A 23,797-nucleotide genomic window follows, 5' to 3' on the forward strand; every position below is an offset into this window, starting at 1 on the left:
TTTACATTGAAACTTTCGGTCGAATGCAATTGCTGACAAGGGTTAGCCACCTTATAAAGGGTGTCACTTATTCCACAAAATATGAATTGCAAATATTTATATCACTTAAAAGAATATAAGCCCGACTGACCGCGATTCGGTTCCGCCAACGGAAATGCTCGCCAGGGCCCATGCCTCAAGGAGCATTTGCATGTCCGGAGTTTCCCGTTGGCCTGCGCGCGCGTCGCGTTTCACCTTGCAACCCTTGGCTGCTGGCGTGCTGCTGGCCGCATCCTCTACCAGCTTCGCCGAAGAGCCAGTCAACGCCACCCCGGCGGTGGAGCAGGAAGCCAAGCTCGGTACCGTCACGGTCAATGCACGCCGCCGCGAAGAAACCGCGCAAAGCGTGCCCACGCCGATCAGCGTGCTCGACAGCGAAACCCTGGAAAGCCAACGCATCTACCGCGTGCAGGACCTGCAGCAACTGGTGCCAAGCACCAACGTCGCCTACGTTCATGCCCGCCAGTCGAGCATTTCGATCCGTGGCCTGGGCAACAACCCCGCCAGCGATGGCCTGGAAGGCAGCGTCGGCATCTACCTCGACAACGTCTACCTCGGCCGCCCCGGCATGGCCGTGTTCGACCTGCTGGACGTGGAGCAGCTGGAGGTGCTGCGCGGCCCGCAAGGTACGCTGTTCGGCAAGAACACCACCGCCGGCGTGCTCAACATCACCACGCGCAAGCCCACCTTCCACCGCGAAGGCAGCATCCAGCAGTCGATAGGTGAAGACGGCTACCTGCAGACCCAAGGCAGCTTCTCCGGGCCGATCAGCGACACACTGGCCGGGCGCATCAGCGCCTACCGCACCGAGGACGACGGCTATGTGAAGAACATCCACAACGGCGACGACCTCAATGGCGGCAAGCGCCAAGGCTTTCGTACCCAGCTGCTGTTCAAGCCGAGCGAAACCTTCAACCTGCGCTGGATCGGCGAATACAACGAAGAAGACTCCGACAACGGCATCCTCAGCCTGTACAGCACCGGCCCGACCATCAATGGCGTCAACCGCTACGAAAGCCTGGCCGCGCAGGCCGGCGCGACGTTGGTGTCGGGCAAGGACCGCAAGGTCAACTTCGACGCCGACCAGCAAGTGACGGTGTTCCAGGGCGGTACCTCGGTGGAGGCCAACTGGACCCTGCCCAACGACTTCACCCTGACCTCGATCACCGCCTACCGCTGGTGGGACTTCACCCCGCGCAATGACGACGGCCTCAACGTGCCGGTGTTCTACAGCGCCGGGGTATCGGTGCGCGACAAGCAGTACTCGCAGGAAATCCGCCTGGCTTCGCCCACCGGGGGCGCCTTCGACTACGTGCTTGGCGCGTACTACTTCAAGCAGGACCTGGACAACAAATCCTTCACTTACTACGGGCCGCAGGCGGATATCTGGAACCTCACCCCGGCTGGCGCCCTGGCCAACGTCGACACCATTGGCAACGGGCACATCGACACGGACAGCTACGCGCTGTTCGCCCAGGGTACCTGGCACATCACCGACCGCCTGGACTTCACCGCCGGCGTTCGCGGCACCTATGAAGAAAAGAGCGCCTGGGTGACCCGCGATGCACCAACCGGCGGCGCAGCAGTAACCGGGGCCGCCGCAGCAGCGCGCCAGGCTCGGGTAGGCGCCTACGATTCAGGCGACCTCAACCAGTACAGCTTCAGCCCCTCTGGCCTGCTGGGCCTGAGCTACCGCTTCAACGAGCAGTTGCTGGGCTACGCCACCCTGACCCACGGCGAGAAGTCTGGCGGCATCAACCTTACCGTTGGCGCTGCGCCTCGGTTGGGCACCGACTCGCTGCTGGTTGGCACCGAGCGGGTCAACAACGCCGAAGTCGGCTTGAAAAGCTCGCTGTTCGACGACCGCCTGCAGCTCAATACCAACCTGTTCTGGGCCGAAGTGCATGGCTACCAGGCCAACGTCTACGACCAGGTCAACCGCGTGCAGTACCTGGCCAACGCCGGCAAGGTGCGCTCGCGTGGCCTGGAGTTCGAAGCCACGGCGCTGCCGCTGCGCGGCCTCACGGTCAACTTCAACGGCTCGTGGAACGATGTGCGCTACACCGAGTACAAGGACGCCCCATGCCCGCCGGAGGTGAGCCTGGCCAACGCCACCGCCACTTGCGACTTGTCCGGCCACCAGGTTGTCGGCGCCTCCAAGTACATCGCCAACCTCAACACCCAGTACAAGTGGCAGGCCAGCGAGCACATCGAACCCTATGTCACCGCCAGCTACGCCTTCCGCTCCAAGGCGGTGGGCACCATCGACGACTCCGATTTCGGCCAGATCCCCAGCTACGCGCTGGTCAACCTTTCCGCCGGTGTGCGCCTGGACCAGGGCGACGGCGTGGTCGACCTGTCGCTGTGGGTGAAGAACGCCGGCGACAAGACCTACTTCACCAGCCTTTGGAACTCCGCCAACGGTGGCTATGCCGGCGTGCTCGGCACCCCGCGCACCTTTGGCGCCACCGCCCGTTACGACTTCTGAGCACAAGGAGCTATGCCATGAATGCCAAGACCGAAACCCCTGCATTGCCTGAAGGCGCCTGCCTGACCGCCAAGGTCCCCGAACCTGACGGTGCCCTGCTCGGCGACGTGGTGGTCAACCCGTATCGCCTGGCGCCGCTGACCGCGATCATTCGCGACGGTGGGCGCAGCCTGAGTGCCGCGCACGTGCGCGTGCTGGGGCGGGGCGAGCGGGGTGTGGACATCGCCTACGAGGTATCCGACCGCTCGTTGTGGACCTACGGCGGCATCCCGGTATTCGGCCTGTACCCGGATCACGTCAACCAGGTGGAAGTGACCTACAAGCTTGACGGCGAGCGCATCCGCGAGCAGTACCAGATCTACGCCCCGGCCGTGCGCTTGCCGGTGGTGGCCAAGCAGACCGCTGCCTTGCCTGAAGTACAGCCGGTCAAGGTAGCGCCAGGTTTTGAAAAGCGCCTGTACCTGTTCAACCACCTGCAGGGTGACATCCCGGGCGGGCGCGCCTTCAAGTGGAATGCCTTGGGCGGCGCGGCAGAATGGGACCAGGTGGGCAACAACTGGATCGCCGACAGCAATGGTGACGTGCGCTGGTACCTGGACATCGAGCAGATCCACGACTCCAACCGCCGCGATGGCCTGGGCGGCACCATGGGCTTCCAGCAGACCCGCGACGGCAAGCTGATCTGGGGCCAGGGCCAGACCTATTCCAAATACGACCTGCTGGGCCGGCGCATCTGGCAACGCACGCTGCCCGACAAGTTTGCCGATTTCTCCCATGAAATCCGCGAAACCGCCAATGGCACCTACCTGCTGCGGGTGGGCACCAGCGACTATCGCCGGCCCGACGGCAAGCGCGTGCGCTCGATTCGCGACCACATCATCGAGGTCAACGAGGCCGGTGATGTACTGGACTTTTGGGACCTCAACCAGATCCTCGACCCGTACCGTGGCGACCTGCTGGAAACCCTGGGCAAGGCAGCCATCCAGTTGCCGCCCGGGGTGCAGAAACAGGACGAGCGGCTGGCCAACGAGTTGGCCGAGGGTGAACTGCCCTTTGGTGACACCCCGGGAGTGGGCACCGGGCGTAACTGGGCACACGTAAATGCCATCGACTACGACGCCGAAGACGACAGCATCATCGTTTCAGCACGGCACCAGGGCGTGGTGAAGATAGGCCGCGACAAACAGGTGAAATGGATTCTCGCCTCGCCCCAAGGCTGGCCTGAGCGCCTGCGCGAAAAAGTGCTGAAGCCGGTGGCGAGCGAAGGCTTCGACTGGTCGTGGACCCAGCACACCGCCTGGCTGACCGGCAAAGGCACGCTGACCGTGTTCGACAACGGCTGGGGCCGCGACTTTGCGCCAACCAGGCTGACCGGCAACTACAGCCGGGCGGTGGAGTACCGCATCGACGAGGCCAAGGGCACGGTCGAGCAGGTGTGGGAATACGGCAAGGAGCGCGGCGACGAGTGGTACAGCCCGGTGACTTCGGTGGTGGCCTACCGGCCAGAGACCGACACCCAGTTCATCTACTCGGCGTCGGTGAACTTCCTGACCCCGGAGAAACTGACAACCACCGTGCTCAACGAGGTGCGGCGCGGGACCCAGGAGGTGCTGGTGGAGCTGAAGGTGCACAGCCGGCAGCCGGGCAGCGTGGGTTACCGGGCCCTGGTGATCGACCTGGCCAAGGCGTTCTGATCAACCCCTTCCGGGAGGGCCGTCGGTCCTCCCATCACATTTCCTTCAGCTCCTTCGTCTAACCTGTACTGGCCTCTTCGCGGGTAAACCCGCTCCCACAGGTACTGCACAAATTCTGGATGCTGTGCAGATCCTGTGGGAGCGGGTTTACCCGCGAAGAGGCCGGTTGCCATTATGCAAATCATGAATTTTCCGCCAGGGTGTTCAACCATTCGTTCTTTTTTTCGAACAGCCTATTGTCCAACACCCCAGCAGCCGCTTAGCATTCGTTTGAGATTTCAAACGCTCGATGCCCTGCCTTGGGCGCTTTTCAACAATCAACAATTCGGGAAGCCGACATGCAGCTCAAAGACGCTCAGTTGTTCCGCCAGCAAGCCTACATCAATGGTGAGTGGCTGGATGCGGACAACGGCCAGACCATCAAGGTCACCAACCCGGCCACTGGTGAAGTCATCGGTACCGTGCCGAAGATGGGCACCGCGGAAACCCGCCGCGCCATCGAAGCCGCCGACAAGGCCCTGCCGGCCTGGCGTGCCCTGACCGCCAAGGAGCGTTCGGCCAAGCTGCGTCGCTGGTTCGAACTGATGATCGAGAACCAGGACGACCTGGCTCGCCTGATGACCACCGAACAAGGCAAGCCGCTGGCCGAAGCCAAGGGCGAAATCGCCTACGCTGCCTCGTTCATCGAGTGGTTCGCCGAAGAAGCCAAGCGCGTCTATGGCGACACCATCCCGGGCCACCAGCCAGACAAGCGCCTGATCGTCATCAAGCAGCCAATCGGCGTTACCGCGGCCATCACCCCGTGGAACTTCCCGGCCGCCATGATCACCCGTAAAGCCGGCCCGGCCCTGGCCGCTGGCTGCACCATGGTGCTCAAGCCTGCCTCGCAGACCCCTTACTCCGCCCTGGCCCTGGTCGAACTGGCTCACCGTGCCGGCATCCCGGCTGGCGTGCTGAGCGTGGTTACCGGCAGCGCTGGCGAAGTTGGCGGCGAACTGACCGGCAACTCCCTGGTCCGCAAGCTGTCCTTCACCGGCTCGACCGAAATCGGTCGCCAGCTGATGGAAGAATGCGCCAAGGACATCAAGAAGGTTTCTCTGGAGCTGGGTGGCAACGCCCCGTTCATCGTGTTCGACGACGCCGACCTGGACAAGGCGGTCGAGGGCGCGATCATCTCCAAGTACCGCAACAACGGCCAGACCTGCGTCTGCGCCAACCGTATCTACGTGCAGGACGGCGTTTACGACGCGTTCGCCCAGAAGCTGGCCGCCGCTGTTGCCAAGCTGAAGATCGGTAACGGCCTGGAAGAAGGCACCACCACTGGTCCGCTGATCGACGGCAAGGCTGTCGCCAAGGTCCAGGAACACATCGAAGACGCCGTTGGCAAAGGCGCCAAGGTACTGTCCGGTGGCAAGATCATCGAAGGCAACTTCTTCGAACCGACCATTCTGGTCGACGTACCGAAGACCGCTGCCGTCGCCAAGGAAGAGACCTTCGGCCCACTGGCGCCGCTGTTCCGCTTCAAGGACGAGGCCGAAGTCATCGCCATGTCCAACGACACCGAGTTCGGCCTGGCCTCGTACTTCTACGCCCGCGACATGAGCCGTGTGTTCCGTGTTGCCGAAGCCCTGGAATACGGCATGGTAGGTATCAACACCGGCCTGATCTCCAACGAAGTGGCACCGTTCGGTGGCATCAAGGCCTCGGGCCTGGGCCGCGAAGGTTCCAAGTACGGTATCGAGGACTACCTCGAAATCAAATACCTGTGCATCAGCGTCTGATCGCACGGTAACGGCTTTACCTCTGCCAGCGGGGCGCGAGAGCGACGTCTCGCTGGCCTTTTTTACATCGCAGTACCTGGTGGCCAGGGCGTTCATGGCAGTCGATCAACGAATACTGTTCGCGAGCACTCCCAGCCACCCCCGAATAAAAGCGCCACTCCAGACCGGCGCAATGAGGGCATTATGAGCAAGACCAACGAATCCTTGATGCAACGTCGTGTAGCCGCCGTCCCACGTGGCGTTGGCCAGATCCACCCGATCTTCGTCGATACCGCGAAGAACTCGACCGTGATCGACGTTGAAGGCCGCGAACTGATCGACTTCGCCGGCGGCATCGCAGTATTGAACACCGGCCACCTGCACCCGAAAGTGGTTGCGGCCGTGCAAGAGCAGCTGACCAAGGTCAGCCACACCTGCTTCCAGGTGCTGGCCTACGAGCCTTACGTAGAGCTGTGCGAGAAGATCAACAAGCTGGTCCCAGGCGACTTCGACAAGAAGACCCTGCTGGTCACCACCGGCTCCGAAGCCGTTGAAAACGCCGTCAAGATCGCCCGTGCCGCCACTGGCCGCGCTGGTGTCATCGCCTTCACCGGCGGCTACCACGGCCGTACCATGATGACCCTGGGCCTGACCGGCAAGGTCGTGCCGTACTCCGCTGGCATGGGCCTGATGCCAGGTGGCATCTTCCGCGCCCTGTTCCCGAGCGAACTGCACGGCATCAGCGTTGACGACGCCATCGCCTCGGTCGAGCGCATCTTCAAGAACGACGCCGAGCCGCGTGACATCGCCGCGATCATCCTCGAGCCGGTACAGGGCGAAGGCGGCTTCCTGCCAGCGCCGAAAGAGCTGATGAAGCGCCTGCGCGCCCTGTGCGACCAGCACGGCATCCTGCTGATCGCCGACGAAGTACAGACCGGCGCTGGCCGTACTGGCACCTTCTTCGCCATGGAGCAGATGGGCGTTGCGCCTGACCTGACCACCTTCGCCAAATCCATCGCTGGCGGCTTCCCGCTGGCCGGTGTGTGCGGCAAGGCCGAGTACATGGACGCCATCGCTCCTGGCGGCCTGGGCGGCACCTACGCCGGCTCGCCAATCGCTTGCGCCGCGGCCCTGGCCGTGATCGAAGTGTTCGAAGAAGAGAAACTGCTGGACCGCAGCAAAGCTGTGGGTGAGCGCCTGACCACTGGCCTGCGCGAAATCCAGAAGAAGTACCCGATCATCGGCGACGTCCGTGGTCTGGGCTCGATGATCGCTGTCGAAGTCTTCGAGAAAGGCACTCACACCCCGAACGCTGCTGCCGTTGGCCAGGTTGTCGCCAAGGCCCGCGAGAAGGGCCTGATCCTGCTGTCCTGCGGTACCTACGGCAACGTCCTGCGTATCCTGGTTCCGCTGACCGCCGAAGACGCACTGCTGGACAAAGGCCTGGCTATCATCGAAGAGTGCTTCGCTGAACTCGCCTGATGTGACGCGCTTCAGAAAAAACCCGCTTCGGCGGGTTTTTTTTTGTGCCCAGGAAAGCCATGGAGCGCTATCGTTGTCGGAGGATTTGCTCAGGAAGCTGCGATGGACTGTGTGTCAGGGCTATTCAGGAGTTGGCGATGAACGCTGCAGACCCCACCCCACCAAGCGTGCTGATTGTCGAGGGCGACCCCTGGGTACGCGACATGCTCAGCGAAATGCTGCTGAGCGTGCGCTGTGATGCCCGCCTGCAGGTCTGCGCCGACGGCTCGCAGGCCTTGAGCGCGCTGTCCAGCAAGCCCGACCTGATCATCGCCGCGCGCGAACTGGCTGGTGTCGATGGCCTCGACCTGTTGCGCAAGGTGCGCGCCAAAGGCTCGGGGTTGCCGTTCATCCTCATGAGCAACCGCAGCGACAGTGCCAGTGTGCGCGAAGCATTGCCCCTGCACCCCACGGCCTACCTGAGCAAGCCGCTGAACCTGGACACCCTGCGCAAGCGCCTGGAAGAGCTGCTGCTGGCGGTTGGCGAAGAAATCGCCTGCCCAGTGCCGGCCTTGCAGGCAGGTGCGAGCCTGCCGGCCTACCTCGAGCAGCGTCGCGCTACCGCCGATGGCGGGCCGTTGCTGGCCGATGTGCAGGTGGCGATCAAGCGCGCGCTCAACCCCCATGGCCTGAACCTGAGAGTGCTTGAAGAGCAAGTGCAGGGCGACCCGCAGATCACCGCCGTGCTGATCGCTGCGGCCAACAGCGCAGCACTGCACCGCGAAGCACCGGTGCAGACGTTGCTGCAGGCCTTGAACAAGCTTGGCAGCACCCAGAGCATGAACCTTATCCTGGGCATGACCCTCAAGCGCAGTGCGCGTCTCAGTGACCCGCTGCTGGCGGAGCATGCAGCCCGTTACTGGGATTTGTCGCTGCACGCTGCCGAATATGGCCGCACCTTGGCACGCATGCTCGAGCTGGACGAAGGGCTTTGTTATTGCGCGGGGTTGCTGCATTGCCTGGGCGACCTGGCGGTGCTGCGCTGCCTGCAGGAGTGGCGGCTGGCCGGGGGCGAGCTGGATGAGGACCAGGTGCAGCTGTCGCTCAATGAGTTCGGTGCGGCGTTCGGCTCGGCGCTGCGTACGCGCTGGCGGTTGCCGCTGGGGTTGCGCGAGTTGATCGCGGCAATCTACCAACTGGGCGGCGGGGTGTATTCGCGGGAGATCCTGGCCATGAACCTGGCCGGGCAGTTGTCGCGGCTGCCGGCCGAGCAGGGGCTGGAGAAGGTGGCCAGCAGCAAGACTGCGCGGCTGCTCAAGCTTGGCCTGCCGGAACTGAGGCGGTTGCGCAAGGTGGAGAACCCGGAGGTGAAGCCGCAGCAGGAAGAACCGCCTTTAGCTGAGGGTGAAGTTTCGGGCTGAGATCTTGGGGCCGCTTTGCAGCCCATCGCGACACAAGGCCGCTCCTACACGGGTACGCGGTTGCCTGTAGGAGCGGCCTTGTGTCGCGAAAGGGGGGCAAAGCCCCCCCAAAGGCTCAGCCGCGGACGATCTGGTTCTTGCCCTGGCGCTTGGCCTGGTACATCGCCGCATCGGCCCTGGCATACAGGCTGTCCAGCGCCGCATCCTCGTCAGTCAGCCCGGTCACTCCCTGGCTTACCGTCACGCCGTAGGTCTGCTCCCCATGGCTGAAGCTCAGCCGCTGGATATGCCGCTGCAAGCGCTCGGCAATCTGTTCCGCCACCTGGGCAGTACAGCCCGGAAACACCGCCGCGAACTCCTCACCGCCAATACGCCCGAACACGTCGCCCCGGCGTAGCACGGCCTTGCCGCTGTCGGCGATCTGCTGCAACACCTGGTCGCCTTCCTGGTGGCCATAGCTGTCGTTGATGCGCTTGAAATCGTCGATGTCCAAGAGCAGGAAGGCCAGTGGCGTACCGTCTTCGCGGGCGCTGTCGAAAGCTTGCTGGGCGCATTCGAAGAAGTGCCGGCGGTTGCTGCTCTGGGTCAGCACGTCGGTGGTGGCCAGGCGCTGCAGCTCGCCTTCGAGCTGCTTCTTCTCGGTGATGTCTTCGGCGATGCCAACGATGATCACCCGGTCGCCATCGCGTTGCTGGTTGATGTAGCACTTGTCGCTCAGCCAGCGTAGCTGGCCGTCGGCATTGAGGATGCGGTACTCGCGGTCTTCCACCGAGCCCTTGAGCAGTACCTGGGCCAGGCTGCGCTCGGCGAACTCCAGGTCGTCGGGGTAGATGCTGTCGCGCCACTCGTTGTAGTCGGCCAGCACCAGGCTGGCCGGGCGGCCGAAGATGCGCTCGTAAGCGGGGCTGACGTACAGCACCTGACGGGTTTCCCAGTCGAAGGCCCATAGCACCGCGTTGACGCTGTCGAGCAGCGAGCTGAACAGCTGCTCGCGCTCGCTCAGGCGGGCAACCTCACCCTGGGCGTGGAACAGCGCAAGCAAGGTCTGGGCGGCTTCGGGAGGCGGGGTGCCGGGCAGTATCGTTGGAATGTTCTTGGCCATGTGCACGGAGCAGATCTCGGCGTGAAAGCGTGCGGCCAGCATCTGGCCCGCCACGCGGGCGATGTGCCAGATATGAGTGTAAACGAGAGGGCGAAGTTCCGGTCGGCACGCCCCGCCAGAGGGGCGTGCCGATCAACGGCGGTCAGGCGCCGGTCGGGCGCAGGGAGTAGGTCTTGAGCTGTGCCGCGAAGTCGCGCAGAGCCTGGATGCCGCTGGTTTCCGCGTCGTGTACCCAGTCCTTCATGGCGGCCAGCATGTCGTGGCCGTTGGCGCTGGTGCGCGCCCAGATCTGCTGCAGGGCCAGGCGTTTTTCGTAGATGGTCTTCAGCGCCTGGCTGTGGGCGAGCATCGACTCGATGCGCACGTGGTGGCGGTCTTCCAGCAGGCTGGTCTCGCGCGACAACAGGCGCTTGGCACGGCGGAAGTGGTGGCGCAGCGAGGCATCGACGCGGGCCAGTTCCTGGGTGACCAGCGGGCCGATCACCAGCTTGCGGTACTGGGCCATGATCTGGAAGCGGTTGTTGAGAATGGCCATGGCGGTGTCCATGTCCAGGTTGCCTTTGCCTTCGACCCGGTGGGCGATCGGCGCCACGCGCTGCACCTTGGCCAGGCGCAGCAGGCAGAACAGGCGGATCCACGCCCAACCCATGTCGAACTCCCAGCGCCTGACCGACAGCTTGGCCGAGTTGGGGTAGGTATGGTGGTTGTTGTGCAGCTCTTCGCCACCGATGACGATGCCCCACGGCACCAGGTTGGTGGCGGCATCGCGGCATTCGAAGTTGCGGTAGCCGAGCGCGTGGCCCAGGCCGTTGACCACCCCGGCGGCCCAGAACGGAATCCACATCATCTGCACTGCCCAGATGGTGATGCCGATGGTGCCGAACAGCAGCAGGTCGATCACCGCCATCAGCGCGATGCCGCCCAGCTTGTAGCGGGAGTAGAGGTTGCGCTCGATCCAGTCATCCGGGCAGTTCTTGCCGTAGATGCGCAGGGTTTCCGGGTTGCGCGCCTCCTCACGATAGAGCTCGGCACCTTTGCGCAGCACTGTACTGAGGCCCTTGTGTACGGGGCTGTGCGGGTCCTCGGGGGTTTCACACTTGGCGTGATGCTTGCGGTGGACGGCAGTCCACTCGCGCGTGTTCTGCGCCGTGGTCAGCCACAGCCAGAAACGGAAGAAGTGCTTGAGCGCGCCATTGAGCTCAAGGGCCCGGTGCGCGGAGTAGCGATGCAGGTAGACCGTGACGCTGACAATGGTCACGTGGGTCATCAACAAAGTGATGCCGACCAGTTGCCAGGCCGACAAGTCGAGCAGGCCGTTGTACCACATAGGTGTAGATACCCTCGAAATGCAGGGGGAAGGGCCGATTATCCCTTGACCGGGAAATAAAACCAGTCAACCGTTCAGATAGGAAGTCACGGCATGTTTCAGCCTTTATAATGCCCCATCATTTTCTATGGGCAATTGCACCCGACATGTCTGTTTCAGTTCGCGACGCCTTGCGCATGGCTGCGCTGTATGTGGTGCTCTCGGTCCTCTGCCTGACGCTGGCCGAGGTGGTGTTGCACGGTATGACCGACGACCCTCTTGCACTGAACGTGGGCCGGCAGATCAACCTGGTGGTCTGGGTGCTGCTCAGCGCTGTGCTGATCTATGTGTCGCGGGTACGGCTGCTCGACTTCATCGGGGTTGGCGCGCGTATGCGTGGCGAAGACCGTGAACGCCTGCGCATGGCTGCGGCGGTGTTCGACAGCACCCTCGAAGGCGTGCTGGTGACCGATCGCGATGGCCTGATCGTGCACGTCAACCGTGCCTTCATGCGCATCACCGGCTACCAGCAGGACGAGGTCATCGGCCAGCGCCCGAACAAGTTCAAGTCGGGTCGCCATGGCCTGGCGTTCTACCAGCAGATCTTCGCCACCCTGGCGGAAAAGGGCGAGTGGAGCGGCGAAATCTGGAACCGGCGCAAGAGCGGTGAAATCTACCCGCAGTGGCAGACCATTTGCGCCATCCGTGACGATGAAGGCGAGCTCAGCCACTACGTGGCGGTGTTCAGCGACATCAGCGCGATCAAGCATTCGGAACAGGAACTGGCCTACCTGGCCCACCACGACCCACTGACCGGCCTGCCCAACCGCTTGCTGTTCAACGACCGGGCCGAGCAGGCCCTGGCCGCAGCCCAGGCCAACAAGCGCGGTTGCGCCTTGCTGCTGCTGGACCTGGATCACTTCCAGAGCATCAACGACGGCCTTGGCCACACCATCGGCGACCAGTTGCTGAAGCTGGTTGGCGAGCGTCTGGGCGAGGTGCTGGGCAGCGGCGTGACCCTGGCGCGCCTGGGGGGCGACGAATTCGGCGTGCTGGCGGAAAACTGCCATGAGGTCGGCCAGGCGGGCAAGCTGGCGCAGGGCATCATCGAGCGCATGCGCGAGCCGTTCGTGTTCGACGGCCACCGCCTGTTCATCAGCGTCAGTGTGGGCATCAGCCTGTTCCCCAGCGATGCCTTGAGTGCCGAGCAGTTGCTGCGCAATGCCGACTCGGCGTTGTACAAAGCCAAGAGCAACGGGCGAGCCTGCTATGCGCTGTATACCGAAGAGCTGACCGCTCACGCCCAGCACCGGGTCGAAACCGCCGGCGAGCTGCGCCGGGCCCTGGAGCAGGACGAATTGCGGGTGTTCTACCAGCCGGTGCACGACCTGGCGAGCGGCCGCCAGGTCGGCGTCGAAGCCCTGGTGCGTTGGCAGCATCCCCAGCGCGGCCTGGTGCCACCGGGTGAGTTCATCCCGATTGCCGAGCGCACCGGGCTGATTGCCGAGATCGACGCTTGGGTACTGCGCCAGGCATGTCGGCAGATGGTGCGATGGCAGGGTGAAGGGCGGCAGTTGGCGTTCGTGGCGGTGAACATCTCCAGCCGCCTGTTTGGCCAGCCCGAGCTGTACCAGCAGGTGGCCGAGGTGCTGCACGACACCGGCCTGGACCCGGCCGTGCTGGAACTGGAGGTGACCGAGAGTGCGGTGATGGAGGACCCGGAGGTGGCGCTGGAGCAGCTGCACCGCTTGCGCGAGCTGGGGGTGACCCTGGCTATCGACGACTTCGGCACCGGTTATTCATCGCTGCTGCGGCTGAAACGCTTGCCGGTGCAGAAGCTGAAGATCGACCAGGGCTTCGTTGCCGGGTTGCCGCTGGATGAGGACGACATCGCGATAGTCCGGGTGATCATAGCCCTGGCCCGTAGCATGGGCATGCAGGTGCATGCCGAAGGTATCGAGCAGGCGGAGCAGGCCAGCTTCCTGCTGCAGGAGCTGTGTCAGCTGGGGCAGGGGTACTGGTTCGGGCGGCCGGTGCCTGCCGAGGATCTGCACTGGGGTTGAGGGCCTCTTCGCGGGTAAACCCGCTCCCACAGGTACTGCACAGGGTTTGATGGCTGTGATATCCCTGTGGGAGCGGGTTTACCCGCGAAGAATTCAACGCTTGTTCAAGCCTTTCGCCAAGCGGTCCCCACCCAGCTGGATCAACGCCACCAGCGCCACCAGCATGGCAATCACGGTCAGCATGATCTGGCTATCGAAACGCTGGTAGCCATACCGGTAGGCAATATCCCCCAAGCCCCCGGCACCGATCGCTCCGGCCATGGCCGAGGAGTTGATCAGGGTCACCAGGGTAATGGTGAAGCCCCCCACTATCCCCGGCAGCGCCTCCGGCAGCAGCACATGCCAGACGATGTGCCAGCGTCGGCAACCCATGGCCTGCGCAGCTTCCACCAGACCGTGGTCGACTTCGCGCAGGCTGACCTCGGCAATCCTCGCGAAGAACGGCGTGGCGGCAATGGTCAGCGGCACCACCGCGGCCCACACGCCATAGGTGGTACCCACCACCAGGCGGGTGAAGGGGATCAGCGCGACCATCAGGATCAGGAACGGAATCGAGCGGAACAGGTTGACGAAGGCACCCAGCACCCGGTTCAACAGCGGCGCCTCGAAAATCCCGCCCTTGTCGCTGGTGACCAGCAGCACCGCCATCGGTACCCCCACCAGCAGCGCGATCAGCGACGACACGCCAACCATCAGCAGGGTATCGAGCAAGCCTTCCAGCAGGCGATCAAACCACATGGCCCAGTACCTCCACGTCCTCGGCCCAGCGGCGGGCGCGTTCCAGCAATTGATGGGTGTCGTGCGACGAGTGCTGCACTGACAGGATCAACTGCCCCAGAGCATGCTCGCCTATGGTCTCCACACCGCCCTGCAGCAGGCGCACGCGGCCGCCAAGGTCGTTGAACAGGGCAGACAGTTCGGGCTCGCCGAGCAGGGTCAGCCTCAGCACCACGGCACTGTCGCGGCTTGCCGGGCTGGCCCGCAGGCTGGCTTGCAGCGCAGCTGGCAACCTGGCTTGCAACGGTGCCAGCAGGGTACGGGTGACCTCGTGGCGTGGTGAGCCAAATACCCGCCAGACTTCACCTTGCTCCACCACTTCGCCACGTTCCAGCACCACCACCCGGTGGCAGATATCGCGAATTACCGCCATCTCGTGGGTGATCAGCACGATGGTCAGGCCCAGGCGCTGGTTGATATCGCGCAGCAGTTCCAGAATGGAAGCGGTGGTTTCCGGGTCCAGCGCCGAGGTGGCCTCGTCGCACAGCAGGATCTCGGGGTCATGCACCAATGCCCGGGCAATGCCCACGCGCTGCTTCTGCCCGCCGGACAGCTGCGCCGGGTACACGTGGTGCTTTTCCTGCAGGCCGACCAGCTCCAGCAGTTCGCGCACCTTGCGCTGGCGTTCGGCCTTGGCCACGCTGGCCACCTTCAGGGGCAGCTCGACGTTCTGCCACACGGTCTTGGCCGACATCAGGTTGAAGTGCTGGAAGATCATGCCGATGCGCCGGCGCAGGGCTACCAGGTGGTCCTCGTCGAAGGGCGCGATGTCCACCTGATCTATCAGCACCCGGCCCTGGCTGGGTTGCTCCAGACGGTTGATGGTGCGCAGCAGCGATGACTTGCCGGCGCCACTGCGGCCGATGATGCCGAAGATTTCGCCATGGCGGATGTTCAGGTCGATGCCTTGCAAGGCCGGTTGCGCCTGGCCCGGGTAGGTCTTGCCCAGGCCGATGAAGCGCACATGGGCTTCATTGACCTCCGGGCGCAAGGCCTGCTCCCTGGCCGTTGGCGGCAGTGGTTGTATGGTAGGCGCCCGGAGCGCGCTGGCCTGGTTCATGTCAGCCCTCCCAACCGGCCTGGTAGAGCTTGCCGTGGGCTTTGTCCAGGGCTGCGCGCACCACCGGCGAGTGCTGGTAGATGTCGACGAACCTGGCCAGGCGAGGGTCATCCTTGCTTTGCGGGCGAATGACGAACTGGATCACGTATTCCTTGTTCTCCAGGCCGTCGAACAGCAGTGCGGAGCCGGCGTCGAAGCTGTTGGCCAGGCGGATGTAGGCCGGGTAGCCCTGCACCAGGTCGGCGTCGTCATAGGCACGTACCAGCTGCACAGCCTCTACCTGAAGGATCTTCAGTTTTTTCGGGTTGGCGACGATGTCGTCCTCGGTGGCCTTGTAGCCCACTCCAGGCTTGAGGGTGATCAGCCCGGCCTTGGCCAGCAGCTGCAGGCCACGGCCGCTGTTGATCGGGTCGTTGGCGATGGCCACGCTGGCGCCTTCGGGCAGGTCGGCGAAGCTCTTGTACTTTTTCGAGTACAGGCCGACGTTGTTGATGATACCGGGGGCGTAAGGCACCAGGTTGAAGCCTGCAGCTGCCTTGGCGTTCTCCAGGAACGGGATGTGCTGGAAGTAGTTCACGTCGATGTCGCCGCTGTTGAGGCTGACATTGGGGGCGATCCAGTCGCTGAACTCGACCAGCTTCACTTCCAGGCCTTGCTTGTGCGCTTCTTCCACTGCGGCTTCCAGCGGGATGGCAAAGGCCGAGGTGGTGCCGATCTTCAGCGGTTCGGCAGCCAACGCGCTGGCGGACAGGCCAAGGGTGAGAGCAATGGCCGCGACGGGCCGGAACAGTTTATCAAGCATGGTGCAGGGCTCCAGTCGGGGCAGGGGTAGAGGCAAAGCGGTAAGCCGAGCCAGGGTGGTCGGCGGGCAGGTGCGGGTGGTCGGCCTGGAACAGTTTTTCGCGCAGGGTGCCTTCGGCGTAGGCGGTCTTGTAGCGGCCACGCTGTTGCAACTGCGGGATGACCAGGTCGATGAAGTCCTCGAAGCTTTCCGGGGTTACGGTGCGGGTCAGGTTGAAACCGTCCAGGCCGGTTTCATCGATCCAGGCGATCAGCTGCTCGGCCACCTGCTCGGGCGCGCCGACCAGGGTCACGTAACGGCCACCCAGGGCGTGCTGCTGCAGCAGGCGCCGGCGGGTCCACGCGTTGTCCTGCAACTGGCGCGTGGCCGACTGAATGGCGTTGCCCTGGCTGAAGGCAATAGGCTCGTCCAGGGCGTAGGCGGCGAAATCGATACCGGTGGACGCTGCGAAATGCGCGACCCCGGCCTCGGCGCTGGCATGGCGCAGGTACTCGGCATGCTTGGCCTGGGCCTGCTGCTCGGTGGCGGCGACGATCACCGTGATACCCATGAACACCTTGACCGCCTGCGGGTTGCGGCCAGCGGCCTGGGTGGCGGCGCGCACCTTGTCGACCTGGGCGCGCGTGGCGGCCTTGTCCTGGCCACTGATGAACACGCATTCGGCATGGTTACCGGCGAAGGCCAGGCCACGCTGCGAGCTGCCGGCCTGGAACAGTACCGGTGTACGCTGTGGCGAGGGCTCGCACAGGTGGTAGCCGTCGACCTTGTAGAACTCGCCCTGGTGGTTGACCTTGCGCACCTTTTCGGGCCTGGCATAGACGCGCTGCTGGCGGTCGGCGACCACGGCATCGTCGGCCCAGCTGCCTTCCAGCAGTTTGTACAGCACCTGCAGGTATTCGTCGGCCTGGTCGTAGCGACGGTCATGCTCGGGTTGCTGCGTCAGGCCCATGGCTCGAGCGGCGCTGTCGAGGTAGCCGGTGACGATGTTCCAGCCCACCCGGCCATTGCTCAGGTGGTCCAGGGTGGAAAGGCGCCGGGCGAACAGGTATGGCGCCTCGTAGGTGAGGTTGGCGGTAAGGCCGAAGCCCAGGTGGCGGGTAACGGCGGCCATGGCCGAGACCAGCAGCAGCGGGTCGTTTACCGGCAGCTGGATGGACTCCTTGAGGGTGACGTCCAGCGACTGACCGTAGATGTCGTAGGTGCCGACGATGTCGGCGATGAACAGCCCGTCGAACAGGCCGCGCTCCAGCAGGCGCGCCAGGCTGGTCCAGTAGTCCAGGGTCTTGTACTGGGTCGAGGTGTCCCGTGGGTGGGTCCACAGGCCGTGGTTGATGTGCCCGATGCAGTTCATGTTGAAGGCATTGAGCAGGATCTGCTTGGCCATCAGATGGTCCCCCGACGTGGTGGGTTGGCATCGTTCAGGTAGTAGTTGCCGATGGCGTGGTACTTCCAGCGCACCGGGTCGTGCAAAGTGTGCACGCGGGCGTTGCGCCAGTGGCGGTCGAGGTTGTGTTCGGCCAGGGTGGCCTGGCTACCGCCCAGTTCGAACAGCGTGGTGCCGGCCGCGAGGGAAATCTCGGTGCTGATGGCGCGGGCCTCGGCCACCGCGATGGATGCGGCAGCCACGTTGTCGGCAGTGCTGTCGTCACGGGCGCGGTCCAGGTATTCGCCGGCGCGCTCCAGCAAGGCTTCGGCGGCGTGCAGGCGGATCGCCAGGTGGCCGAAGCTCTTCAGCGTCAGCGGGTCATCGCTGGCCTCGTCCAGGCCGGAGTCGACCCAAGGGCGGCTGCGGGTGCGCACGAAGTGCAGGGCATCTTCGTATGCGGCGCGAGCGATGCCGGTGTCGATGGCCGCATGAAGGATCTGCGCCAGCGGGCCGACCGGGGTGGGGCGTTCGAAGGCGCTCTGGAACGGCACCACATCGTTGGCGTTGACATAAACGTTGTCGAACACCACCGAGCCGCTGCCTGTGGTGCGCTGGCCAAAACCGCTCCAGTCGTCGATAACCTTCAGGCCCTGGCTGTCGGCCGGGACGAAGGCCAGCTGCTGCACGCCCTGTTCATCGACTACCGAAGTGGGAATGCGCTGGGCGTAGATGGCGCCGGTGGAGTAGAACTTGCGGCCGTTGATGCGAAAGCCATCGCCGTCGCGGGTCAGGCGGGTGGTGCGCTCGTTGGCGGTCTTGGTGCCCAGTTCGGCCAGGGCGTTGCCGAAGCGCTTGCCCGCCAGTACTTCGGCGTACAGGCGTTGTTGCTGTTCAGGCGTGCCGTTTACCCGCAGCACTTCCAGTGCATAGAAATGGTTTTGCGGGATCTGCCCGAGCGAGCCGTCGGCCTGAGCGATGCGGGCGATGACCTTGGCCAGGGTGATGTTGGACACGCCGGCCCCGCCAAAGGCCTTGGGCACGCTGATGGCCCACAGGCCGGAGCGGGTGAACAGTTCCAGTTCGGCGTGCGGCAGGCGGCGCTCGCGGTCGCGCAGGGCGCTGTCGCGGCGTAGTTGTTGGGCGACTTCTTCGGCGACCGCCAGGGCTTCGGTGTCGCTGGTGATGATGTTTGTAGTCATGGTGTGTCTCCGGGGCCTTGGGGCCGCTTTGCGGCCCTTTCGCGACACAAGGCCGCTCCCACAGGGAACCGCGCACTACTTTTGGGAGCGGCCTTGTGTCGCGAAAGGGCTGCGCAGCAGCCCCAAAGGCTACAAATCAGATCCAGGAATGCCGCGCGGGCAAGGTGCCGTTGAGGTGGTAAGCGCCAACCGCGTGGTATTTCCAGCGCACCGGGTCATGCAGGGTGTGCACCCGGGCATTGCGCCAGTGGCGGTCGAGGTTGAACTCGGCAAGGGTGGCGCGGCTGCCGGCCAGTTCGAACAGCTTTTCGCTGGCCTGCAGGGCAATTTCGGTCGTTAGTACCTTGGCCTCGGCCACCGCGATCGACGCCCGTGCTGCGCTGGCGGCATCCACCGGTGCTGCATTGACCTCGTCGAGCACCCGCGCGGCCTTGCGCAGCAGGGCTTCGGCGGCGTGCAGTTCGAGCTTCAGGCGGCCGATATCGGCGATCACATAGGGGTCGTCGCTGGCGCGGTCGACCTTGGCCTCGATCCATGGCCGGGCTTTTTCGCGCACGAAGCTGATGGCGTCTTCGATCGCCGCTTCGGCAATGCCGGCATCGATCGCCGCCTGGATCAGCTGCGAGGCCGCGCCCTGGATGTTGGGAGTGTCGCGCTGGCGCCAGTTGTCGATCACCAGGTCGGCATCCACCGGTACCTGGTCGAGCAGCACGGTGCCGCTGGCAGTGGTGCGCTGGCCGAACCCGGACCAGTCATCGACGATGCGCAGCCCCGGGCTGCCTCGGCGTACGAATGCCAGGCGCTGGCGACCTTCGTCGTCGAGTGCCTTGACCGCCACCCAGTGGGCGAACAGGGCGCCGGTGGAATAGAACTTCTCGCCGCTGATGCGATAGCTGTCGCCGACGCGGGTGATCCTGGCCTTGAGGGTCAGGGTGTCCTTGGTGCCGCGTTCTGGGCCTGCATTGCCGATGCGCCAGCCGTCGAGCACGCTGCGGAAGATAACCGCCTGCTGTGCCTCTGTGGCGGTCAGGCGCAGCAGTTGCAGCATGCCGAACTGGTTCTGCGGGATCTGCCCCAAGGCCGGGTCGGCGGCGCTGATCACGCGGAATACTTCGGCCACGGTCTCGAACGAAACATCCGGGCCGCCATGGGCCTTGGGTACGCTGATGCTGCCCAGGCCGCTGCGGGTGAACAGTTCGATCTCGGCCCATGGCAGTTTGCGTTGCTGGTCGCGGCGGGCGGCCTGCTCGCGAGCGACCTCGGCCAGTTCGCGGGCTGCTTGCAGGGCTTCGGCGTCGTTGCGCAGTACCTTGGCCGGCAGCAGCAGTGGCGAACTGTCGAGATCGCTGTGGAGTTGGGTATTGGGTTGGCTGGACATCAGTACCGCTCCTTGGCTGCACTCAATGCCCTGGCGTTACGCACTGGGGTGATTGTGATCCTGACCATTCCTGACCTCACAAAAAATGAATGCCGCTACAGCTGATCGCGACAGATATGTGCTGGTCCGGTGGTCCGGTTCATATACCCTAATGCTTTATAAAAAGTTTATGAACTAACACTTTGGAATATGTATAGAAGGAGGGATTTGCTACAGATGTGCCGGCCTCTTCGCGGGTAAACCCGCTCCCACAGGGGCCTCCACAGGTTTTGAGAGCTGTGGAGGTTCTCTGTGGGAGCGGGTTTACCCGCGAAGAGGCCAGTGCAGGCTTACTCGGAGGCAGCAGTACCGAGGAACTTGCGCAGGAACTGCCGGGTACGCTCTTGCTTCGGCGCCGCAAACAGCGCCTTGGCCTCGCCCTGTTCCACGATCACGCCCTTGTCGAAGAAGATCACCCTGTTCGCCACATCCCGGGCAAAGCTCATCTCGTGGGTAACGATGATCATGGTGCGCTTTTCCTCGGCCAGGCCGCGGATGGTCGCCAGCACTTCACCTACCAGTTCGGGGTCCAGCGCCGAGGTTGGCTCGTCGAACAGGATCACCTCCGGCTCCATGGCCAGGGCGCGGGCGATGGCCACCCGTTGCTGCTGGCCACCGGACAGGCGCCGCGGGTAGGCGTCTTCCTTGCCCGCCAGGCCGACCTTGGCCAGCAGGCGCCGGCCCAGTTCCATGGCCTGCTCGCGGGGCGTCTTCTTGACGATAACAGGCCCCTCGATCACGTTTTCCAGGGCGGTGCGATGAGGGAACAGGTTGAAGTTCTGGAACACGAACCCGGCCTGCTGGCGCAAGCGGCGAATCGCACTTTGCTGCCCTCCCAGCGGGCGGTTGGCGTCGATGCTGATGTCGCCGATCTGGATCTGCCCGGCATCGGGTGTTTCCAGCAGGTTCAGGCAACGCAGGAAGGTGGTCTTGCCCGAGCCGCTGGGGCCGATGATGGCCACCACTTCGCCGGGTTGCACGGTCAGGTCGATACCGTCGAGCACGGTCTGGCCCTTGAACTGCTTGGTCAGGCCTTTGACTTCAATCATGCTCAGTGCTCCTGGTCATGCTGGTTGACTCGCGCTTCCATGCGGTTCTGGAAGTGCGCGAGGATGCTGCACAGCACCCAGTAGATGACCGCCACCGCCACGTACATGGTGAACACTTCGAAGGTGCGCGCGGTAATCAGCTGGGCCTGGCGGAACAGTTCGGGCACCTGGATGGTCGCCGCCAGGGCGGTGTCCTTGACCAGCGAGATGAAGCTGTTGCCCAACGGCGGCAGTGCGGTGCGCAATGCCTGGGGAAGGATCGCCCGGCGCATGGCCTGGACGCGGGTCATGCCGATACTGGCGGCAGCCTCCCACTGGCCACGGTCGATCGAGGAAATCGCCGCACGCAGGATTTCGCAGATGTAGGCGGCCATGTTCAGCGACAGGCCGATCAGCGATGCCGGGATCGGGTCGAGCTCGATGCCGATCTGCGGCATGCCGAAGTAGATGACGAACAGCTGCACCAGCAGCGGCGTGCCGCGGAAGAACGACACGTAGACCCGCGCCAGCCAGTTCAGCGGCAAGATCTTCGACAGCCGCATCAGTGCCAGGGCAAAACCCAGCAGCAGGCCGAAGAACATGCCGCCAACACTGAGCAGCACTGTATAACCCGCGCCCTTCAGCAAGAAGGGCGTGGAGTCGACAACGAGTTGCAGGCTTTCAGCAATCATTTGGTGACATCGGCACCGAAGTATTTCGTGGACAGCTTGGCCAGCGTGCCGTCAGCCTTGAGCTTGTCCAGCGCCTTGTTGATCGCCGCCAGCAGTTCTGGCTCGCCCTTGCGCAGGGCCACGCCGCTTTCCAGGCGCGAGAAGGCATCGCCGGCCAGTTCGGTGTCCTTGGCTTTTTGCGCGTATTCCAGCGCAGCAAGGCGGTCGATCAGGATGGCGTCGATGCGGCCGTTGCGCAGGTCGGCAAACTTGCTAGGGTCGTCTTCATAGGTGCGCACATCGGCTTGCGGCACATCCTGCTTGACCCATTGCTCGTAGTTGGTGCCCAGGCCTACACCGACCTTCTTGCCTGCCAGGTCTGCGGCCTTGTGGATATTCAGCTGCTCGGCCTTCTTCTTCAGGATCAGCGCCTGGATGCCGGAGATGGTGTAAGGCTCGGAGAAGTCATACTTCTTCTTGCGCTCTTCGGAAATGGTCACCTGGTTGATCACTACGTCCAGGCGCTTGGACTCCAGTGCGGCGAGGATGCCGTCCCACTTGGTCGGCTGCACCTTGGCCTTTACCCCGAGTTCCTTGGCCAGCAGTTCGGACAGTTCCACTTCGAAGCCGGTCAGCTTGCCGTTTTCGTCCTGGAAGCTGAACGGTGGGTAGGTGCCTTCGAGGCCGACGTTGATCACGCCTTTTTCCTGGATGGTCTTCAGTTGCTCGCCGGCGAAGGCCTGGCTGAGCAGGCCGGCACCCAGCAAGAGAGCCAGGCTGGCGTTGAGTAGCGGTTTGGCGAATTTCGACATTTCAGAGCCCCGCGCTTGTTGTGGAAGTAGTGGGTGGCGACTATAGGTGCGGCTGCTTAGGCCAGGAAATACTAAAAAATTATTTTGTTATTCCCTTTTTTGTTTTTGCCAGGTGCTGGCTGCTTTGAGGGTAGGCGAGGTTGCCTGCTTCGTCATCGCGGCTTATGCCTGACTTAGCGCAGGATGGAATAAAGCGTTGTTTTTTCCAAGGGACGGATTGCCGTAGAGTGGTTTTATGTAGGCAGGCATGGCCCTTTCGCGGGTAAACCCGCTCCCACAGGGACTCCACAGATCTTGTGCCTCCTGGGGTCCCTGTGGGAGCGGGTTTACCCGCGAAAGGGCCGGCCCTGCCGATAAAAATAGTTGGCCTCTTCAGGCAGGAGAAAACCGTGAGCGAACAACCTTCATCCGGGCACTGGCAGTTGCAGAGCATCGTCACCGGCCTGCGCGGCGCGCGTGAACAATGGCGTACCCGCAACGGCCGCAGCATTGGCGAGCAAGGCGGGCGTGAGCTGCCTTCGCGCGAGGCGATGCGGCAGGTTCTGGAGCAACTGTGCGGCGCGCTGTTCCCGATGCGCCTTGGCCCGGTCGACCTGCGCGAAGAAAGCGAAGACTTCTACGTCGGCCATACCCTGGATGCCGCGCTGACCGCCTTGCTGGCCCAGGCCCGCCTGGAGCTGCGCTACGCCGCACGGCAAAGCAAAGGCGAGCTGGCCGGCGTCGATGCCCATGCGCTGAGCTTGGTGCAGGGCTTCGCCGCCGCTCTGCCGGGCCTGCGCGTGCTGCTCGACACCGACGTGCTGGCCGCCTACCACGGCGACCCGGCGGCGCGCAGTGTCGATGAAGTGCTGCTGTGCTACCCGGGCATCCTGGCGATCATTCATCACCGCCTGGCGCACCACCTGTACCAGGCCGGCCTGCCGCTGCTGGCGCGGATCAGCTCGGAGCTGGCGCATTCGGCCACGGGGATCGACATCCACCCCGGGGCGCAGATCGGCCCGAGTTTCTTCATCGACCACGGTACCGGCGTGGTGATCGGCGAAACCGCGATCATCGGCGAGCGCGTGCGCATCTATCAGGCGGTGACCCTGGGCGCCAAGCGCTTCCCCAGCGATGAGTCGGGCACCCTGCACAAGGGCTTGCCACGCCACCCGATCGTCGAGGACGATGTGGTTATCTATGCCGGGGCCACGGTGCTGGGGCGAATCACCATCGGCAAAGGCTCGACCATTGGCGGTAATGTGTGGCTGACCCGCAGCGTGCCGGCCGAGAGCAACATCACCCAGGCCAACCTGCAGCTGGATTGCCAGGACAAGAATTGATCTAGCATC

General features: G+C 63.8%; 18 protein-coding genes. 7 read left to right on the plus strand and 11 right to left on the minus strand.

What is annotated here, in order from left to right; translation table 11 throughout:
- The first annotated feature begins 190 nt into the window (after nucleotides 1-190).
- The 5 genes from R9B85_RS13575 to R9B85_RS13595 all read left to right on the plus strand — a co-directional run bounded on the left by R9B85_RS13575 (nucleotide 191) and on the right by R9B85_RS13595 (nucleotide 8,863).
- Nucleotides 191-2,527, plus strand: a complete 2,337-nt coding sequence (locus tag R9B85_RS13575) for a TonB-dependent receptor (RefSeq protein WP_112251262.1) — start codon at nucleotides 191-193, stop codon at nucleotides 2,525-2,527.
- Between the two features lie 17 nt (nucleotides 2,528-2,544).
- The gene (locus R9B85_RS13580; RefSeq protein WP_375149254.1) at nucleotides 2,545-4,221 is read left to right on the plus strand and encodes an aryl-sulfate sulfotransferase; all 1,677 of its coding nucleotides are present in this window, start codon (nucleotides 2,545-2,547) and stop codon (nucleotides 4,219-4,221) included.
- A gap of 338 nt (nucleotides 4,222-4,559) precedes the next feature.
- On the plus strand, nucleotides 4,560-6,002 hold the full coding sequence (gabD, locus tag R9B85_RS13585; protein ID WP_015268576.1) for an NADP-dependent succinate-semialdehyde dehydrogenase: 1,443 nt from the start codon (nucleotides 4,560-4,562) through the stop codon (nucleotides 6,000-6,002).
- 183 nt (nucleotides 6,003-6,185) lie between these two features.
- On the plus strand, nucleotides 6,186-7,463 hold the full coding sequence (gabT, locus tag R9B85_RS13590) for a 4-aminobutyrate--2-oxoglutarate transaminase (RefSeq protein ID WP_085721683.1): 1,278 nt from the start codon (nucleotides 6,186-6,188) through the stop codon (nucleotides 7,461-7,463).
- Between the two features lie 137 nt (nucleotides 7,464-7,600).
- On the plus strand, nucleotides 7,601-8,863 hold the full coding sequence (locus R9B85_RS13595) for a response regulator (protein WP_112251268.1): 1,263 nt from the start codon (nucleotides 7,601-7,603) through the stop codon (nucleotides 8,861-8,863).
- A 115-nt stretch (nucleotides 8,864-8,978) separates the two neighbouring features.
- Here the strand turns inward: R9B85_RS13595 and R9B85_RS13600 are convergent, their stop codons facing one another.
- Nucleotides 8,979-10,007, minus strand: coding sequence for a GGDEF domain-containing protein (locus tag R9B85_RS13600; RefSeq protein WP_112251270.1), 1,029 nt, complete (start codon nucleotides 10,005-10,007; stop codon nucleotides 8,979-8,981).
- 100 nt (nucleotides 10,008-10,107) lie between these two features.
- Nucleotides 10,108-11,292 (minus strand): delta-9 fatty acid desaturase DesA, encoded by a 1,185-nt coding sequence (gene desA / locus R9B85_RS13605; protein ID WP_112251272.1) that lies wholly within the window; start codon nucleotides 11,290-11,292, stop codon nucleotides 10,108-10,110.
- A gap of 146 nt (nucleotides 11,293-11,438) precedes the next feature.
- Between desA and dibA the strand changes: the two genes are divergently transcribed.
- Nucleotides 11,439-13,334, plus strand: coding sequence for a phosphodiesterase DibA (gene dibA, locus R9B85_RS13610; protein ID WP_112251274.1), 1,896 nt, complete (start codon nucleotides 11,439-11,441; stop codon nucleotides 13,332-13,334).
- Nucleotides 13,335-13,427: 93 nt separating this feature from the next.
- Here dibA and R9B85_RS13615 read toward each other — a convergent pair whose 3' ends face one another.
- The 9 genes from R9B85_RS13615 to tcyJ all read right to left on the minus strand — a co-directional run bounded on the left by R9B85_RS13615 (nucleotide 13,428) and on the right by tcyJ (nucleotide 22,466).
- The gene (locus tag R9B85_RS13615) at nucleotides 13,428-14,072 is read right to left on the minus strand and encodes a methionine ABC transporter permease (protein ID WP_008096606.1); all 645 of its coding nucleotides are present in this window, start codon (nucleotides 14,070-14,072) and stop codon (nucleotides 13,428-13,430) included.
- Nucleotides 14,062-15,171, minus strand: coding sequence for a methionine ABC transporter ATP-binding protein (locus R9B85_RS13620; protein WP_423770295.1), 1,110 nt, complete (start codon nucleotides 15,169-15,171; stop codon nucleotides 14,062-14,064). The genes R9B85_RS13615 and R9B85_RS13620 overlap by 11 nt, the downstream gene beginning before the upstream one ends.
- Nucleotide 15,172: 1 nt before the next feature.
- Nucleotides 15,173-15,973, minus strand: a complete 801-nt coding sequence (locus R9B85_RS13625; protein WP_196181228.1) for a MetQ/NlpA family ABC transporter substrate-binding protein — start codon at nucleotides 15,971-15,973, stop codon at nucleotides 15,173-15,175.
- Nucleotides 15,966-17,357: an LLM class flavin-dependent oxidoreductase gene (locus tag R9B85_RS13630; RefSeq protein WP_423770296.1), complete on the minus strand. Its 1,392-nt coding sequence runs from the start codon at nucleotides 17,355-17,357 to the stop codon at nucleotides 15,966-15,968. The genes R9B85_RS13625 and R9B85_RS13630 overlap by 8 nt, the downstream gene beginning before the upstream one ends.
- Entirely contained in the window at nucleotides 17,357-18,538 is a 1,182-nt protein-coding gene (locus R9B85_RS13635) for an SfnB family sulfur acquisition oxidoreductase (RefSeq protein WP_423770297.1), read from the minus strand. Before R9B85_RS13635 ends, R9B85_RS13630 begins: the two co-directional genes overlap by 1 nt.
- A 136-nt stretch (nucleotides 18,539-18,674) precedes the next feature.
- A complete protein-coding gene (locus R9B85_RS13640) occupies nucleotides 18,675-19,916 on the minus strand; it encodes an SfnB family sulfur acquisition oxidoreductase (RefSeq protein WP_112251284.1) in 1,242 nt (413 codons plus the stop codon).
- Nucleotides 19,917-20,245: 329 nt separating this feature from the next.
- A complete protein-coding gene (tcyN, locus tag R9B85_RS13645) occupies nucleotides 20,246-21,004 on the minus strand; it encodes an L-cystine ABC transporter ATP-binding protein TcyN (protein WP_112251285.1) in 759 nt (252 codons plus the stop codon).
- Between the two features lie 2 nt (nucleotides 21,005-21,006).
- Nucleotides 21,007-21,675: a cystine ABC transporter permease gene (gene tcyL, locus R9B85_RS13650; protein ID WP_063914445.1), complete on the minus strand. Its 669-nt coding sequence runs from the start codon at nucleotides 21,673-21,675 to the stop codon at nucleotides 21,007-21,009.
- On the minus strand, nucleotides 21,672-22,466 hold the full coding sequence (gene tcyJ / locus R9B85_RS13655; RefSeq protein ID WP_196181221.1) for a cystine ABC transporter substrate-binding protein: 795 nt from the start codon (nucleotides 22,464-22,466) through the stop codon (nucleotides 21,672-21,674). The genes tcyL and tcyJ overlap by 4 nt, the downstream gene beginning before the upstream one ends.
- 389 nt (nucleotides 22,467-22,855) lie before the next feature.
- Between tcyJ and epsC the strand changes: the two genes are divergently transcribed.
- Nucleotides 22,856-23,788, plus strand: coding sequence for a serine O-acetyltransferase EpsC (gene epsC / locus R9B85_RS13660; RefSeq protein WP_112251286.1), 933 nt, complete (start codon nucleotides 22,856-22,858; stop codon nucleotides 23,786-23,788).
- Nucleotides 23,789-23,797: the final 9 nt, after the last annotated feature.

Source organism: Pseudomonas sp. NLJ1 (assembly GCF_049486705.1).
Lineage (GTDB): Bacteria > Pseudomonadota > Gammaproteobacteria > Pseudomonadales > Pseudomonadaceae > Aquipseudomonas > Aquipseudomonas inefficax.

What these genes read in the sequence shown, in the direction of transcription:
- R9B85_RS13575 (WP_112251262.1), top strand. Translation starts at nt 191, where the DNA reads ATGTCCGGAGTTTCCCGTTGGCCTGCGCGCGCGTCGCGTTTCACCTTG.
- R9B85_RS13580 (WP_375149254.1), top strand. Translation starts at nt 2,545, where the DNA reads ATGAATGCCAAGACCGAAACCCCTGCATTGCCTGAAGGCGCCTGCCTG.
- gabD (WP_015268576.1), top strand. Translation starts at nt 4,560, where the DNA reads ATGCAGCTCAAAGACGCTCAGTTGTTCCGCCAGCAAGCCTACATCAAT.
- gabT (WP_085721683.1), top strand. Translation starts at nt 6,186, where the DNA reads ATGAGCAAGACCAACGAATCCTTGATGCAACGTCGTGTAGCCGCCGTC.
- R9B85_RS13595 (WP_112251268.1), top strand. Translation starts at nt 7,601, where the DNA reads ATGAACGCTGCAGACCCCACCCCACCAAGCGTGCTGATTGTCGAGGGC.
- R9B85_RS13600 (WP_112251270.1), bottom strand. Translation starts at nt 10,007, where the DNA reads ATGCTGGCCGCACGCTTTCACGCCGAGATCTGCTCCGTGCACATGGCC.
- desA (WP_112251272.1), bottom strand. Translation starts at nt 11,292, where the DNA reads ATGTGGTACAACGGCCTGCTCGACTTGTCGGCCTGGCAACTGGTCGGC.
- dibA (WP_112251274.1), top strand. Translation starts at nt 11,439, where the DNA reads ATGTCTGTTTCAGTTCGCGACGCCTTGCGCATGGCTGCGCTGTATGTG.
- R9B85_RS13615 (WP_008096606.1), bottom strand. Translation starts at nt 14,072, where the DNA reads ATGTGGTTTGATCGCCTGCTGGAAGGCTTGCTCGATACCCTGCTGATG.
- R9B85_RS13620 (WP_423770295.1), bottom strand. Translation starts at nt 15,171, where the DNA reads ATGAACCAGGCCAGCGCGCTCCGGGCGCCTACCATACAACCACTGCCG.
- R9B85_RS13625 (WP_196181228.1), bottom strand. Translation starts at nt 15,973, where the DNA reads ATGCTTGATAAACTGTTCCGGCCCGTCGCGGCCATTGCTCTCACCCTT.
- R9B85_RS13630 (WP_423770296.1), bottom strand. Translation starts at nt 17,357, where the DNA reads ATGGCCAAGCAGATCCTGCTCAATGCCTTCAACATGAACTGCATCGGG.
- R9B85_RS13635 (WP_423770297.1), bottom strand. Translation starts at nt 18,538, where the DNA reads ATGACTACAAACATCATCACCAGCGACACCGAAGCCCTGGCGGTCGCC.
- R9B85_RS13640 (WP_112251284.1), bottom strand. Translation starts at nt 19,916, where the DNA reads ATGTCCAGCCAACCCAATACCCAACTCCACAGCGATCTCGACAGTTCG.
- tcyN (WP_112251285.1), bottom strand. Translation starts at nt 21,004, where the DNA reads ATGATTGAAGTCAAAGGCCTGACCAAGCAGTTCAAGGGCCAGACCGTG.
- tcyL (WP_063914445.1), bottom strand. Translation starts at nt 21,675, where the DNA reads ATGATTGCTGAAAGCCTGCAACTCGTTGTCGACTCCACGCCCTTCTTG.
- tcyJ (WP_196181221.1), bottom strand. Translation starts at nt 22,466, where the DNA reads ATGTCGAAATTCGCCAAACCGCTACTCAACGCCAGCCTGGCTCTCTTG.